Below are 14,871 nucleotides of genomic sequence, written 5' to 3'. Positions count from 1 at the left end.
AGGCTGATATGACTGGCAGATAGTGGCAGATGACTGAATTAACAACCGCACAGATTTCCTCCGAAACGGTTGAGCTTGATCCCAACGCGGCAGCCGCCGCGCTGTTGGAAAGCCGTGAGGTTGTCTGTATCACGGAGCAGGAGGTTGAAGAGCCGCCGGTGGATCTCAAAGCACCGGAGCTATACATCAACCGTGAGCTGAGTCATTTGCAGTTTAATATCCGCGTACTTGAACAGGCGCTGGAGGAAAAACATCCGCTGCTGGAACGGCTGATGTTCCTGCTGATTTTCTCCAGTAATCTGGACGAGTTCTTTGAAATCAGGGTGGCTGAACAGATCACTCAGCTGAAGTATGGCCGCGAAGTGGTTGGGCCGGATGCGATGCACCCGAAAAAGGTACTGGAGCGTATCAGCGAGATCTGTCATGCCACGGTGGAACGCCAGTACAAGATTCTGAATGAGATCCTGTTCCCGGCCATGGAGCTGGAACAGATCCACTTCCTGCGTCGTCGGGTCTGGACCGATCCGCAGCGTGAGTGGGTGAACAAATACTTTCAGGAGAAGGTGGTGCCGGTGATCAGTCCGGTGGGTCTTGACCCTTCTCATCCCTTCCCCCGACTGGTCAACAAAAGCCTCAACTTCATTGTCGAGCTGGACGGTAAAGATGCGTTTGGCCGCCAGACCGGTCTGGCGATCATTCCTGCACCGCGTTCTCTGCCTCGGCTGATCCGCCTGCCGGATGAGCTGTGCGAAGGCGGTGATAATCTGATCTTCCTCTCCTCAATTATTCACGAATTTGCCGAAGAACTGTTCCCTGGCATGCAGGTGAAGGGTTGTTATCAGTTCCGTATCACCCGTAATGCGGATATGAACTTTGATGTGGAAGAGGTTGAAGACCTGGCCAACACCCTGCGGGGTGAGCTGCACTCCCGTAAGTTTGGTGATGCGGTGCGGCTTGAGGTGGATAACCGTACCCCGGAAGAGCTTATCCGGTTCTTGCAGAGCGAATTTAAGCTGGATGAAAGCCAGACCTACCGGGTAGATGGCCCGGTTAACCTGACCCGTCTGATGGCTGTGCGTGAGCTGGTGGAGCGCAATGAACTGCGTTGGAAACCCTTCTCTCCGGGCGTACCGGGCAAACTGAAAGCGTCAGAGACGGTGTTTGATGCGCTGAAGCAAAGCGACATGCTGCTGTTGCATCCGTTCCAGTCCTTTGCGCCGGTGGTGGATCTGTTGCGTCAGGCGGCCAAAGACTCTGATGTGGTGGCGATCAAACAGACCCTCTACCGTACTGGCGTCAAATCCGACATTGTGAACGCGCTGGTGGAAGCGGCCCGCAGCGGGAAAGAGGTCACGGTGGTTATCGAACTGCGTGCCCGGTTTGATGAGGAGAGTAACCTGCATCTGGCGTCTCGCCTGCAGGAAGCCGGATGTCTGGTGGTCTACGGCGTGGTGGGTTACAAGTGCCACGCCAAGGCGATGCTGATTGTGCGTGAAGAGGGCAATGAGCTGGTGCGTTACTCTCATCTGGGCACCGGTAATTACCATTCAGGCACGGCGCGTCTCTACACCGATTACAGCCTGCTGACCCGGGATCAGGATATCGGCGAGGATGTGCATAAGGTTTTCCAGCAGCTTACCGGTATGGGCAAAATCCAGAAGCTGAAACGCCTGCTGACCGCGCCGTTTACACTGCACAGCCGGATGATTGAGCTGATCAAACGGGAAGCAGAGCTGGCCAAAGCTGGCAAACCCGGCCATATCATGGTGAAAGTGAATGGCCTGACCGAACCCAAAATGATCCGTGCCCTCTATGAAGCCTCTGCCGCAGGGGTGAAGGTCGAGCTGATTATCCGTGGTATGTGCCGTTTGCGTCCGGGGATACCGGGCTTGTCCGATAACATTCGGGTACGTTCAATCATCGGCCGTTTCCTGGAACATACCCGGGTTTATTATTTCGGCAACCATGGCAAGCCGGAGATCTTCTGCTCCAGTGCCGACTGGATGGAGCGCAATATGCTGCACCGGGTAGAAACCGGTTTTCAGGTGACGGGCAAGCAGGCCGATCGGATCAAAAAAGAGCTGGATTGTTATATGCAGGACAACTGCGAAAGCTGGGAACTGCATGCTGATGGCAGTTATATCCAGAACAAACCGGCTGAAGGCGAAGAGCTGTTTTCCGCGCAGAAGTATCTGCTGGAAACCTACGCCAAATAATCAGCCCGCCAGAAATTCCGCCACAATCGGCGTATAGCCGCTTTTGTAATCCGGAAATTTAAACCTGTAACCGCTGGCCTTGAGCCGGCGGTTATCACAGCGTTTGCTGCCCGCGCGTCTTGCCAGATGTTCCTCTGTTGGCGTGACACCAAGCTGATCTGCCAACCAATGAGTAATTTCGTACATGCTGACCGGACAGTCATCACTGGCCAGATAGATCGGCTCAAGCGCTAAACCCTGTTGCCAGCGTTGGATCAGATGATAAAGCACACCAGCACAGTCATCCCGATGAATCCGGTTACTGAACTGGGTGGGTGTTTCTGGTGCCACTTTGCCATCCAGTACACTGCGTAGCAGGTGATTGCGCCCCGGACCATAGATGCCGCTGAAACGCACAACCGTGGCAGGAATAGACTGCTCAAGCAGATTGATTTCTGCCTGACGCATCAACTGGCCACGAAAACCGGAAGGCAAACACGGGCTGTCTTCATTGACCGAGCTATCATCATCCTGATGATAGACGCCGGTACTGGAGGTAAAAAACAGCTGTTTTGGTTTCACCGGCAGAGCATTCAGCACATGCTGTGGACCCTCGGTATAGGCGATTCGGTAGCCATCTTCGCCCGGTAATGAAGCTGCCGCGCTATAAACCAGCAGATCACAGCTTGACAGGGCGCTGAGTGATAGTTTCAATTTATCAGGTTGAGCCAGGTCTGCCGCGATACCTTCGATCTCCGGAGGCAGTTTGCTGATATCGCGTCGTAATCCGATTACTCGATGGCCTTGGGCAGCCAGTTGTTGTCCCAGTGTGGTGCCAACGTCACCACAGCCAGCGATAAGAATGGTTAGCGATTCAGACATGGGGATTACTCCGTAGATTCAGTACCCGATAATAACAAAGGACTGCACTAATGACCCTGACTGAGTTGCGTTACATCGTTACCCTGGCCCGCGAGCAGCATTTTGGGCATGCGGCAGAAAAGTGTTTTGTCAGTCAGCCTACCCTCTCGATTGCGGTTAAAAAGCTTGAGGACGAGCTGGGTGTGGCGCTGTTTGAGCGCAGCAAAAATTCAGTCAAGGTGACGCCGGTGGGTGCCAAGGTGGTGCAGCAGGCCCAGCGGGTGCTGGAGCAGGCTGAAACCATCAAGGATCTGGCCCATGAGGGCAAGGATCAGCTGAAAAGCCCGCTACGCGTCGGCGCTATCTACACCATCGGCCCCTATCTGTTCCCGCATCTGATCCCCCAGGTACAGGCACTGGCGCCTCACATGCCGCTGTATATAGAAGAAAACTTCACTGAGAATTTGCGACACAAAATTCGCAATGGCGATCTGGATGCGGTGATTGTGGCTCTGCCTTTCAATGAGCCGGATATCGTGACCCGGCCGTTATACGATGAGGCCTTTGAGATGCTGATGCCCAGAGAACATCCCTGGGCCAGTCGTAAGGAAATTGACAGTGAGTTGCTGCCGGAAACGCCGTTACTGTTATTGGGTGAAGGCCACTGTTTCCGTGATCAGGTGTTGGAGTCCTGCCCCAGCCTGAATCAGACCTTGCACGACCAGCACACCATTACCGAGGGTAGTTCGCTGGAGACCATTCGCATGATGGTCAGTTCAGGCCTGGGTTGTTCGGTACTGCCAATCTCCGCCCTGCAACTGGACCGGCAGAGTGAGATGGTGGTCTCGCGGCCCTTTAAAGCGCCAGCACCAAAACGTACTGTGGCGATAGCCTGGCGTGCCAGCTTCCCGAGGCCTCAGGCGATTGATGTGTTGATTGACGCCATCGGCAAATGCGGCCTGGCTCAAAATAAATGAGCCATCTGCTGGCTGACGTGTCTGTCAGCAGTCTCAAAGGGGTCGGTGCGGCGGTGGCAGAAAAGCTCAAACGTCTTAATATCCTGAATCTGCAGGATCTGCTGTTTCATCTGCCATTACGCTATCAGGACCGCAGCCGGGTGGTGCCGCTGGGTGCTTTGCGCCCGGGGGATGAATGTGTCATTGAAGGCGAAGTCAAACTCTGTGATATCCAGCAGGGCCGTCGTCGCAGCCTGCTCTGTCGCTTACAGGATGGCACTGGTTCTGTCACCCTGCGGTTTTTTCATTTCTCGGCCGCCCAGAAAAATAACCTGACCCCAGGCACGCGGCTGCGCTGTTTTGGCGAAGTCAGACCCGGCCCGGCCGGACTGGAGCTGGTGCATCCTGAATACAGCCGTATCAGTGATTCCGAGTTAAATCCGGTCGAGGAGCATCTGACACCGGTGTACCCCACAACTGAAGGCTTGCATCAGGCGCGTCTGCGCAGCCTGATTGAGCAGGCGCTGACGCAGTTGCTGCAGGGGGATATCACCGAGCTGATCCCTGAAGTGTTACGCCAGAACTGGCAGTTTCCGGCACTGCGTGATGCTCTGCTGTATCTGCATAGACCGCCTGTGGATGCAGACCAGCATCTGTTACTGGAAGGGCTGCACCCCGCGCAACGTCGATTGGCTTTTGAGGAGCTGCTGGCCCATCACCTGTCGTTGCTGAAGCTGCGTCAGCAGACCCGTCAGGTGGGTGCGCCGGTGCTTGAACCTTCAGGACATCTGACCCAGGCCTTTTTAAGCCAGTTACCTTTCCCACTGACGAATGCCCAGACTCGGGTGGCTCAGGAAATATCTGCTGATTTGAGCCAGCCCTATCCAATGCTCCGGTTGGTGCAGGGTGATGTAGGATCAGGTAAAACCGTGGTGGCGGCTCTGTCGGCATTGCAGGCGGTAGAAGGTGACTATCAGGCGGCGGTGATGGCGCCGACAGAAATTCTGGCAGAACAGCACTTTATTAATTTCAGCCGTTGGCTGGAGCCACTGGGTATCGAAGTGGCCTGGCTGGCAGGCAAACTCAAAGGTAAAGCACGTCAGGCGCAGCTGGAGGCGATAGCTTCCGGTCGTGCCGTCGTGGTGGTGGGCACCCATGCTCTGTTTCAGGATGAAGTGACCTTTGCCCGGTTGGGTGTGGTGGTGATTGATGAACAGCATCGTTTTGGTGTACATCAGCGCCTGTCGTTACGGGAAAAGGGACGCCAGCAGGGGCGGGTGCCGCATCAGCTAATTATGACGGCGACACCGATTCCGCGGACGCTGACCATGAGTGCCTACGCCGATCTGGACTGTTCCATTATTGATGAGCTGCCGCCGGGCCGAACGCCAGTGAACACCGTGGTGATTGAAGATACCCGGCGTGATCAGGTGATTGAACGGGTACGCGCTGCCTGTGCTGAACAGCGACAGGTGTATTGGGTCTGTACCTTGATTGAAGAGTCAGAAGCACTGCAATGCCAGGCGGCAGAGGTCACGGCTGAATCACTGAAAGAAACACTGCCGGAGCTGCGTATCGGGCTGGTACATGGGCGAATGAAACCGGCTGAAAAAACCAGTGTGATGCAGGCTTTCAAGGCGGCTGAACTGGATCTGCTGGTGGCTACCACGGTTATAGAGGTGGGGGTCGATGTGCCCAATGCCAGCGTGATGATCATCGAAAATCCGGAACGTCTGGGGTTAGCCCAGTTGCATCAATTACGGGGTCGGGTTGGGCGAGGTTCGGTCGAAAGTCACTGCGTTCTCATGTACCATGCGCCGCTCTCACGTCAGGGACGTGAACGGCTCAAAGTGATGCGGGAAACCAGCGATGGCTTCAAGATTGCCGAGAAGGATCTGGAGCTGCGCGGCCCGGGTGAAGTGCTTGGCACCCGACAGACCGGTGTCATGCAATTCCGAATGGCTGACCTGCAACGCGATGCCGATATGCTGACCCGTATCCGTACCCTGGCAGAACCGATGCAGCAGTGGCCCGAGCAGGTGGATCAGTTGATCCAACGCTGGTTGGGTCACGCAGAAAATTACGGCAATGTGTAATGCAGCACGCGAATATCACACCAGAACAACAAGCGATCATCAAAACCCAGCTTGGGCGTGAGCCACGCGGCCTTGTGGGTATTGCTGTGTCATCGTCAGCAGGAGAGCCGTTAGTGCTGCAGATGCGCTCGCTGGTGGATGATGAACCCTTCCCAACGTTGTTTTGGCTGAGCAGCCCGGTTCTGTATCAGGCGATTGCCGAGATTGAAACCGCAGGCACAGTGAAACAGCTGGAGCAGGCGCTGCAGGCTGAGCCGGATTTCCTGGCTGAGCATCTGGCCGATCAGCAGCGTTATGTGGATCTGCGCTGGCAGTTAATGGCAGCAGAAGACCGGCAGCGGATTGAGGAGCGCGGTTTTACCGAGTTATTTAATCAATACGGTATTGGCGGCATTCGGCATTGGGACAAAATCCGCTGTCTGCATATGCAGTATGCGTTTCATATGGTGGCGGGCAGTGCGGTGGGGCGACGACTGGATCAGCAGTTTCAGCTTAATAGCATTTGGTCGGAGCCAGAATAAACACAATAAAAAAGCCGATCATTTGATCGGCTTTTTTGTGCCAGAGCGGATTGACGCTTACGCCTGACCGGTCAGCTTTTTGTACTTTTCCATCAGCTGCGCTTCAGACTCAACGTGATCCGGGTCTTTAGGAATACAGTCAACCGGACACACCTCAACACACTGTGGCGTATCGTAGTGGCCTACGCACTCGGTGCATTTGCCTGGGTCGATTTCATAAATTTCGTCACCGGGGGAGATTGCCTCATTAGGGCATTCCGGCTCACATACATCACAGTTGATGCATTCGTCAGTAATGATCAATGCCATGTTGGCTACCTCACTCTTCTATCTAGGGTTACCGGCCAAGGTGCTTTTGCAACGCTGCGGCAACCGCCGGATGTACAAACTTGCTAACATCTCCACCCAGGCTGGAGATCTCTCTGATCAGCGTGGACGAGATAAACGACAGATGTTCTGCCGGTGTCAGGAAAATGCTTTCGACACTGGGTGCCAGGTGTCGGTTCATATTGGCGAGCTGAAACTCATACTCAAAATCCGAAACCGCCCGGAGGCCACGCAGTATAATGTTTGCATTCTGTTCTTGCAGTAATGTTGCCAATAAGCAGTCAAACCCGATCACCTCAACATTGTCCAGGTGCCCCAGCACCTCCTGACAGAGCTGAGTACGGATCTCCAGCGGTAGCATCGGTTGTTTTTTCGGACTGGCGGCCACAGCTACCACGACCTTGTCAAACAAGCGACTGGCCCGAATAATCAGATCAGAATGGCCGTTGGTAATCGGATCAAAAGTACCGGGATAAACAGCAATATTCATATCGGGTTCACAGAAGCTGGTGTCTGCTTACATACTAGCAAAATGTGCAAGCGCGGAATCTTAGCCGAAATGGCAATCGCGCACAAACACTATAAACGATGGTTGAATATCCATCCAGTTATAAAAATAATTTTTAATATATTATTTTGGAATAAATTAGAAAGGAAATTTTGCAATGCCCTTAAGGATTTCAGGTGCTTTAGTGCTTCTCTGCTTAGGTTTATCCGGTTGTCAGACCCTGCAGCGGGTGGATCAGAGTCTCTATCAGGTGGCTGAAGCGGTCAGTGAAGAGGACCGGGTTACCGGGCGGCGCAGTCTCAGTCTGGCGGACCGCAAAGCCCAGATAGAAGCAGGCAATGCCTACGTAGAACAAGTCATCGCGCAGGAAAAAAAAGCGGGGCGTGGCATTAATGAACAGGTGGATAAAGCACAGTATCAACGTCTGGTGCGGGTATTCGACCGGGTGCATCGGGTTTCGCACCTGAGTCAGGAGCGCTGGCAGCCGATCCTGATCAAAAATGAGCAGTTCAATGCGTTCACCACCGGTGGAACTTACATTGTGGTGTTTTCCGGCCTGATGAACAGCGTCAAAGATGATGCTGAACTGGCGGCGGTGGTGGCCCATGAAATTGCGCATACGGTGGCCAATCACGCCTTTGAGCGTCGCACTATGAGTCAGCTGACGGCTCTGACCGGCTCCAGTTCAGCCCGTCGCAGCAGTTATCAGGCGGCCTTTACCCATGAGAATGAACGCGAAGCGGATCGGATCGGCATTCTTTATTGTGCTTTGGCCGGTTATGACCCTTTGGCGGCCAGCCGGATCTGGCAGCGTAAATACACGGAAGAGGGCAATGCCCGGGCGCTGTTTAATCACGATCATCCGGTGAATGCCGAGCGTTTTGAAGAAGCCAAAACGGTGGGTGATGCCGTTAAAACCTATTACCGACGTGATCAGATCAATCCTGACCATGCAGCGCTGCTGGAAAACAATGTGCTCTGGCAGAAACGACAGGGCGCTGCCGCCGGGGACGGCGGTGGGCTTGCTGCCCTACTGGGCACTGCCTTGGGTGCCTATGTTGATCATGAAACCGCTAAACAGGAAGAGCAGCGCCAGGCGGCCCGCAGTCAGTTTGTCAAAGCGGTTGAAGCCAGTCTGAAGCTGGAAAAGATGACGGCGGTAGAACCGCATCTGCTGGAAACACGCTGGTTGTATCAGGCCCGTCAGCCTGCCCTGCAGGGTGTGGTCATGGGCATTATGGTCAAACGGGATGACAAGGTGCTGCGTTATGTGGCCCATGTTGAGGGTCTGGTAAAGCCGGGGCAGGTATTTGTTGCCCGATTCCGCCTGCCGGACGATCTCACGGTGGAGCAGCTAAAACAGTTGCCGGGCAAGTTTTATCTGGACGACGCGCTGCCGCGTTAGGTTGATTCACCTGCAGGGGCTTCGCGGATATAGAGCCGGTAACTGACCTGCCCGCTCTGTTTGCTGCGGTGCTCCCGCCAATGTTCAGGTACGACTCTCTCTGATAGTTCCGATTCTGTTTCTACGTAGATAATGGCGTTGTCTGCCAGCAGATTATGCTGTTCCAGCAGTTCGCAGCAGGGTCGGATCAGATCTTGTCGGTAGGGTGGGTCCATAAACACCAGATCGTAGCGCGGCTCCAGATCAGTGATGCGCTGTTGCAGCCAATCCAGCACAGATGCCTGAATGACCTCGGCGTTATCCGCTTTCAGTTTTTGCAGATTGCTTTGCAATGCACGGCATGAGAGAGGTTCGCGGTCGACAAAAGTGGTGGAGACCGCGCCGCGTGACAGGGCCTCCAGCCCCAGTGCGCCGCTGCCAGCAAACAGATCCAGACAACGGGCGCCACTCAGAAAGGGTTGCAGCCAGTTGAACAGGGTCTCTCTTACCCGGTCCGGGGTGGGTCTCAGGCCGTCGGTTGCCGCAAATTCCAGCCTGCGCCCGCGCCATTCGCCCGCGATGATACGCAGAGATGAGGTGGTGACTGGACTGTGTTTTTGGCGCGGCGGATGGTGACGACCCATAGCGATCTCCTGATCATTGACCGGGGCGAAGGATGCTGAATTGTGCGCGGCTTTGCAAGGCTGCCCTGACAGCATCGACGGCTAGCTGCGGGTCAAGATCCGACAGGCGTTCAATCTCTTTCTCTACCTGATCGACAGGCAACTGATAGTGACTTAGCTGAGCCACTAATTGGCGTTGGCGTAAAGGTTCGGTTGTGCTGGACTGCCAGGTGTCCAGCAGGGTTGAGCGGCTCTGTTCGGCTTTTTCCTGGGTGGCTGCAGCGGTAAGTTGCTGCAGGATTGCCGCCGGATGCTCCGGACTGTGCAGCAGCATGGCGCGATAGCCGGTGGATCTGCCCAGATGAAACAGCAATCGGTATTTCAGATCGGGGTGCATGCTGCGGTATTCCACCAACAGATCCTGCAGGAGCTGGGTGGCCCAGCGTTGCACCAGATAACTCTGGTCCAGCCGACCGGGCAGTCCGCTGCCCAGCAGTAAGTGAAAGTTCTGGTCTGTCGGATCAAGTGTGATCTGGTCGGAGGGAAACGCCGTTGCTTCAGGCAGACTGACTAACTCCGTCGCACGCAGCGGCGGGAGCTGCGCCACTGCCTGCTCTGCGCCCTCGCCGGTCAGGCTGATCGCAGGTGTGTGCATGCTGCGGGCATAGGTGGGCTCCAGTTGTTCCAGAACGGAGGCTGCAGGGGCAGGAAAAACACTGAAAAACTGATTCAGCAGGTTTTGCTCAACCGTCTGGTTGTTCAGGTAGCTCTCGGCTTTCAGGGTTTCCAGTGGCGTGGCCCAACGTAAAGGGTCCAGCGGTTGTCTGAGAGCGGATAAAATTGCGACCAGCGGTGGAATGTTCCGATCATTCAGCCAGCTAAAACTTAATGAGATCCCGTCCAGTTGTGCTGACAGGTGGTAACTGAAGTCCGGATGGGTAAAGGGTTGCAGACGGGTTCTGATGACTTCCTGCATTAGTGCCTGAAGTAATTGCTGATGAGGATGGATCGCCGCCGGCGTGGAAAATATGAGTGTCAGCGTGAGCGGTTCATCGGCCTGCTCCAGCCAGTAAATCTGCTGTGTGGATTCAATCTGTATCTCACCGGGCTCGGGATCATCGGTACCCAGTGAGGTGAGAATCAGAATGGCGATCAGACAGAACCAGATCAGCGCAGTCAGATATTTTCGGTTGAAAAGCGGACGATAGCCGTTGGTCATGGCAAAGTAGTCGCGAGGCAGAAACACTATGTTAAGATACCAGACTTTATCAGGTGGTGCTGCTACACGCGATGGCCCCGGCGTCGGTTCTGGAGTAACAACATGCAAACACTCTTTTTCTGGTTTCAGTCGCATGGCTGGCATTCCGGCTGGATGGCTCTGGCTGGCGGGGTGGTTGGGCTGTTGGTATTAGCCGCCATTTTTCTCTATGTGAATCGGGATGACTTTATCTGAGTCACTCCCTGCCTTTCGGCCAGGACAGCGGCCGGTTGAGGATGTTGAATGTTCAAGAAACTGAAAACGCTGTTTTCAGACAATGCTGCGTCTGAGAATAACGCTACACCGGAGACCGAAGTTGCTCAGGTTGTGCCTGAACAACATCCGGTCACCGATGCGCCAGCCGAAACAGAAACAGTGGCTGAGATGGCGGAAGCGCCCGTTGCGGTTGCTCAAGTGGAAGTGCAGCCTGAACCCGCTGCAGAAGAGGTTAAATCATCAGGCTTTTTCAGTCGGATCAAGTCTGGCCTGAGTCGTACCAAAGCCAATCTTAGCGAACAGCTGGGCAACCTGTTTCTGGGTGCTAAAGAGATTGATGATGATCTGCTGGAAGAGATTGAAACCCTGCTGTTGACCGCCGATGTCGGTGTGGCAGCTACCTCTGAAATTATTGAACGCCTGACCGATAAGGTTGCGCGTAAACAGTTGGCTGATGCTCAGGCACTTTACGCATCCCTGAAAGAGGAGCTGGCTGGTCTGCTACAGCAGGTTGAACAGCCCCTGGAGACGACAGCGACTGATGGGCCTTTTGTCATCCTGATGGTGGGTGTGAATGGTGTAGGTAAAACCACGACCATTGGCAAGCTGGCCAAGCGTTTTCAGAGTGAAGGCAAAAGTGTGATGCTGGCGGCGGGTGATACCTTCCGTGCTGCTGCTGTGGAGCAGTTACAGGTCTGGGGCGAGCGTAACAATGTGCCGGTGGTGGCACAGCATACCGGTGCTGATTCGGCGTCTGTAATTTTTGACGCGCTGCAATCCGCCAAGGCCAAAGGCATTGATGTATTAATTGCCGATACAGCAGGCCGTCTGCAGAACAAAGACCACCTGATGCAGGAACTGGAAAAAGTCGTCCGGGTCAGCAAAAAACTGCTGCCGGAAGCGCCGCATGAAGTGATGCTGGTGCTGGATGCCGGTACTGGTCAGAATGCGCTGAGTCAGGCCAAAATCTTCCGCGACAGTGTTGGTGTGACCGGGATTTCGCTGACAAAACTGGATGGTACCGCCAAAGGTGGCGTGATTTTCGCCATTGCCAAACAGATGCAGTTGCCGATCCGCTATATCGGGGTTGGCGAACAGATTGACGACCTGCGGCCGTTCCGGGCGCAGGAGTTTGTGGATGCCCTATTCGACTGAGTGAGCCACCCACGTGATAGAGTTCAGCCATGTCAGCAAACGTTACCCCACCGGCCATGATGCGCTGCGTGATGTGAACTTTTCTCTGGGGCGGGGTGAACTGGCGTTTCTGACCGGGCATTCCGGGGCCGGTAAAAGTACCCTGCTTAGGCTGATCATGCTGATGGAACGCCCCAGTAGCGGAACAATTCAGGTGGCCGGTCAGACGCTGACCCAGCTTAAAAGTGCTGAAATCCCTTTCCACCGCCGCCGTATTGGTGTGGTGTTCCAGAATCACCAACTGCTGTTTGACCGCAGTGTGTTCGACAATATTGCCCTGCCGCTGCATATCTCTGGTTATCACCTGGATGATATTGGTAAACGGGTACGTGCCGCATTGGATAAAGTGGGATTGCTGAGCAAGGAAAAGCTGAACCCGGTGACACTCTCCACCGGGGAGCAGCAGCGCATTGGCATCGCTCGCGCCATTGTGAATCGACCCCAGCTGATTCTGGCGGATGAGCCCACGGGTAACCTGGACCCCGAGCTTTCCGCTGAGATCATGCGGTTGTTTATGGAATTTAACCATCATGGCACCACAGTGCTGATTGCCAGTCATGATCTGGCGCTCATTAACCAGATGGATTGTCGGGTGCTGACCCTCAATCAGGGCAGGATGACGCAGCATGGCTAACGAACGTGACATACAGCGTCCCCGTGGCGCAGTCCGGCAGGAAGCCAAAGCCACAGCGGCTGCAGCCACAGCGCCGCGCGGTGCTGCCCGGCATCAGGTTACCCTGAAAGCCAAAAGCCAGAGCTGGTGGCGGCATAATCTGCTGACCGCCAAAGAGGCACTGTCACGTCTGCTGCAAACGCCTCTGCCAACGCTGATGACGCTGGCGGTGCTGGCCATTGCCCTGACCCTGCCCGGCATCATGTATCTGGCGCTCAAAAACATTAATGCTCTGAGTCAGCAATGGCAGGGCGGTCCCCGTGTCTCACTGTATCTGCAGGCCAGCCTGCCGGATGACGAAGCCCAGCGCTTCAGTCAGGAGTTGTTGTTGCGCCAGGACCTGCAGGCGGTCGAGCTGATCTCCAAGGCCCAGGGGTTGTATGACTTCAAGAAAGCTTCAGGGCTCGGGGATATCTTTGACTATATCCAAGGCAATCCATTGCCAGCGGTGGTGGTCCTGCAGCCAGTGGATCAGACTGCTGAGGCGATGACCCGGTTGCAGGAGGAGTTCAGTGCCTTGCCTGAGGTGGCTGAAGTAGTGCTGGATATCGAGTGGGTTAAACGGCTCGCGGCCTTTGTTGAGGTGGCGAACCGGATTGTCGTTGTGCTGGGCGGTCTGCTGGCGCTGGCAGTATTGCTGGTGGTGGGTAATACCATCCGGCTGATCATCGAAAACCGGCGTGATGAGATTCTGGTGGCCAAACTGGTGGGGGCGACAGATGCCTGGATTCGCCGGCCTTTTTTGTACACCGGCTTCTGGTTTGGCGTGCTTGGTGGTCTGATGGCTGTGCTGCTAATTGGCTTTAGCCTGGTGTTGATCACGGAACCGGTCAATCAGTTGATCGGACTGTATCAGAGTGGTTTTGTACTGCAGGGCCTGTCACCTGATGAGGTTGTCATTCTGCTGGCCAGTGGTCTGTTGCTGGGGTTGATGGGCGCTCGGTTGGCGGTAGGTCAGCATCTGCAGGAGATTGAGCCGCGATAATCCTTCCGACAAGGTTGCGGTTACGGTTTTTCCCCGTTATATTTTCCTGCCCACGTCGCTATTCCGCGTGGGAACTTTCGTTTTTCGACAGGGTCACATTTGCGAGCTGCAAACCAGACACCGGTTGCAGTCAGTACAATGATGCGAGGTCATTCATGGGCACTAGCTTACAAGCTATCAACAATATTTCACCGGGTCGCAACCTTGATGCGTATATGCAGTCGGTGGCAACCATTCCGGTGCTGAGCGTTGAAGAAGAGCGTTCACTGGCGGATCGGCTGTATTTTGATGGTGACGTAGAAGCCGCACGTCAACTGGTTATGTCACACCTGCGTTTTGTTGTGCACGTGGCAAAATCCTACTCCGGATATGGTTTGCCGCTTGGTGACCTGATTCAGGAAGGTAATGTTGGCCTGATGAAAGCGGTGAAACGCTTTGATCCGACCATGGGTGTTCGCCTGGTCTCCTTTGCGGTGCACTGGATCAAGGCCGAAATGCATGAGTTCATCCTGCGTAACTGGCGGATTGTTAAAGTCGCCACCACCAAGGCGCAGCGTAAACTGTTCTTTAATCTGCGCTCCCGTAAAAAAGGTCTGGGCTGGATGACCAATGACGAGGTCAATGCCATTGCTGAAGATCTGGGTGTAGATGCCAAGGTTGTGCGTCAGATGGAAGGCCGCATGGCGTCCGTTGATACCGCGTTTGATGCACCTGAGTCCGATGATGATGAGCAGGCATGGGCACCGGTCCACTATCTGGAAGATAAAAGCGCTGATCCGGGCATGATGCTGGAAGACAGCAACTGGGAAGAAGATTCCCAGCGCCGTCTGATGAGTGCCATCACTGATCTGGATGAACGTAGCCGCGATATCCTTTCGCGCCGCTGGCTGCAGGACGATAAGGCTACGTTGCATGAACTGGCCGCCGAATATAACGTCTCTGCAGAACGTATCCGTCAGCTGGAAAAAAACGCGATGAAAAAACTGCGAGTGGCGATGGAAGCCTGAGTATCAGCTACGCTTTGCAAAGAAACCGCCTTCTGGCGGTTTTTTATTTTAACGATGCCTGATCCTC

Annotated in this window: 15 protein-coding genes; 10 read left to right on the top strand and 5 right to left on the bottom strand. The window is 54.8% G+C overall.

Annotated features, from left to right (window positions below):
* The first annotated feature begins 29 nt into the window (after positions 1-29).
* Positions 30-2,216, top strand: a complete 2,187-nt coding sequence (gene ppk1, locus P2G53_RS10330) for a polyphosphate kinase 1 (protein WP_275816898.1) — start codon at positions 30-32, stop codon at positions 2,214-2,216.
* Here ppk1 and P2G53_RS10325 read toward each other — a convergent pair whose 3' ends face one another.
* Positions 2,217-3,077 (bottom strand): SDR family oxidoreductase, encoded by an 861-nt coding sequence (locus tag P2G53_RS10325; protein WP_275816896.1) that lies wholly within the window; start codon positions 3,075-3,077, stop codon positions 2,217-2,219. It lies immediately after the preceding gene.
* Between the two features lie 50 nt (positions 3,078-3,127).
* On the opposite strand from P2G53_RS10325, the gene P2G53_RS10320 reads away from it, so the two are divergent.
* The 3 genes from P2G53_RS10320 to P2G53_RS10310 are packed head-to-tail and all read left to right on the top strand — an operon-like array spanning position 3,128 to position 6,629.
* Entirely contained in the window at positions 3,128-4,033 is a 906-nt protein-coding gene (locus tag P2G53_RS10320) for a hydrogen peroxide-inducible genes activator (RefSeq protein ID WP_275816895.1), read from the top strand.
* Entirely contained in the window at positions 4,030-6,108 is a 2,079-nt protein-coding gene (gene recG, locus P2G53_RS10315) for an ATP-dependent DNA helicase RecG (protein WP_275816894.1), read from the top strand. Before P2G53_RS10320 ends, recG begins: the two co-directional genes overlap by 4 nt.
* Positions 6,108-6,629 carry a DUF501 domain-containing protein gene (locus P2G53_RS10310; protein ID WP_275816892.1) on the top strand — a complete coding sequence of 174 codons (522 nt, stop codon included), beginning with the start codon at positions 6,108-6,110 and terminating at the stop codon, positions 6,627-6,629. Before recG ends, P2G53_RS10310 begins: the two co-directional genes overlap by 1 nt.
* A 57-nt stretch (positions 6,630-6,686) precedes the next feature.
* On the opposite strand, the gene P2G53_RS10305 is transcribed toward P2G53_RS10310, so the two are convergent.
* Together P2G53_RS10305 and coaD are read right to left on the bottom strand one after the other, a co-directional pair.
* Entirely contained in the window at positions 6,687-6,938 is a 252-nt protein-coding gene (locus P2G53_RS10305) for a YfhL family 4Fe-4S dicluster ferredoxin (RefSeq protein ID WP_275816890.1), read from the bottom strand.
* 28 nt (positions 6,939-6,966) lie between these two features.
* Positions 6,967-7,446 carry a pantetheine-phosphate adenylyltransferase gene (gene coaD / locus P2G53_RS10300; protein WP_275816888.1) on the bottom strand — a complete coding sequence of 160 codons (480 nt, stop codon included), beginning with the start codon at positions 7,444-7,446 and terminating at the stop codon, positions 6,967-6,969.
* Between the two features lie 202 nt (positions 7,447-7,648).
* Between coaD and P2G53_RS10295 the strand changes: the two genes are divergently transcribed.
* Complete coding sequence (locus P2G53_RS10295; RefSeq protein WP_275816886.1) at positions 7,649-8,869, top strand: M48 family metallopeptidase; 1,221 nt, start codon at positions 7,649-7,651, stop codon at positions 8,867-8,869.
* Here the strand turns inward: P2G53_RS10295 and rsmD are convergent.
* Positions 8,866-9,492 (bottom strand): 16S rRNA (guanine(966)-N(2))-methyltransferase RsmD, encoded by a 627-nt coding sequence (rsmD, locus tag P2G53_RS10290; protein ID WP_275816884.1) that lies wholly within the window; start codon positions 9,490-9,492, stop codon positions 8,866-8,868. The two genes, P2G53_RS10295 and rsmD, sit on opposite strands and share 4 nt — an antisense overlap.
* A gap of 13 nt (positions 9,493-9,505) precedes the next feature.
* Complete coding sequence (locus P2G53_RS10285) at positions 9,506-10,717, bottom strand: hypothetical protein (RefSeq protein WP_275816882.1); 1,212 nt, start codon at positions 10,715-10,717, stop codon at positions 9,506-9,508.
* 75 nt (positions 10,718-10,792) lie between these two features.
* On the opposite strand from P2G53_RS10285, the gene P2G53_RS10280 reads away from it, so the two are divergent.
* From P2G53_RS10280 to rpoH, 5 genes are all read left to right on the top strand, one after another.
* Positions 10,793-10,924 (top strand): hypothetical protein, encoded by a 132-nt coding sequence (locus P2G53_RS10280; protein ID WP_275816880.1) that lies wholly within the window; start codon positions 10,793-10,795, stop codon positions 10,922-10,924.
* Between the two features lie 48 nt (positions 10,925-10,972).
* Positions 10,973-12,100, top strand: coding sequence for a signal recognition particle-docking protein FtsY (gene ftsY / locus P2G53_RS10275; protein ID WP_275816879.1), 1,128 nt, complete (start codon positions 10,973-10,975; stop codon positions 12,098-12,100).
* A gap of 13 nt (positions 12,101-12,113) precedes the next feature.
* Positions 12,114-12,773 carry a cell division ATP-binding protein FtsE gene (ftsE, locus tag P2G53_RS10270; protein ID WP_275816877.1) on the top strand — a complete coding sequence of 220 codons (660 nt, stop codon included), beginning with the start codon at positions 12,114-12,116 and terminating at the stop codon, positions 12,771-12,773.
* Positions 12,766-13,797 carry a permease-like cell division protein FtsX gene (gene ftsX / locus P2G53_RS10265; protein ID WP_275816875.1) on the top strand — a complete coding sequence of 344 codons (1,032 nt, stop codon included), beginning with the start codon at positions 12,766-12,768 and terminating at the stop codon, positions 13,795-13,797. The genes ftsE and ftsX overlap by 8 nt, the downstream gene beginning before the upstream one ends.
* A 155-nt stretch (positions 13,798-13,952) precedes the next feature.
* Positions 13,953-14,804 (top strand): RNA polymerase sigma factor RpoH, encoded by an 852-nt coding sequence (gene rpoH, locus P2G53_RS10260; protein ID WP_275816873.1) that lies wholly within the window; start codon positions 13,953-13,955, stop codon positions 14,802-14,804.
* Positions 14,805-14,871 lie beyond the last annotated feature (67 nt).

Origin of the sequence: Neptuniibacter sp. CAU 1671 (genome assembly GCF_029222905.1) — a bacterium.
In the GTDB taxonomy this organism is placed as follows: Bacteria; Pseudomonadota; Gammaproteobacteria; order Pseudomonadales; family Balneatricaceae; genus Neptuniibacter.
Note: the sequence above shows the minus strand (reverse complement) of the source record. Positions and strands in the feature narration are given on the sequence as shown.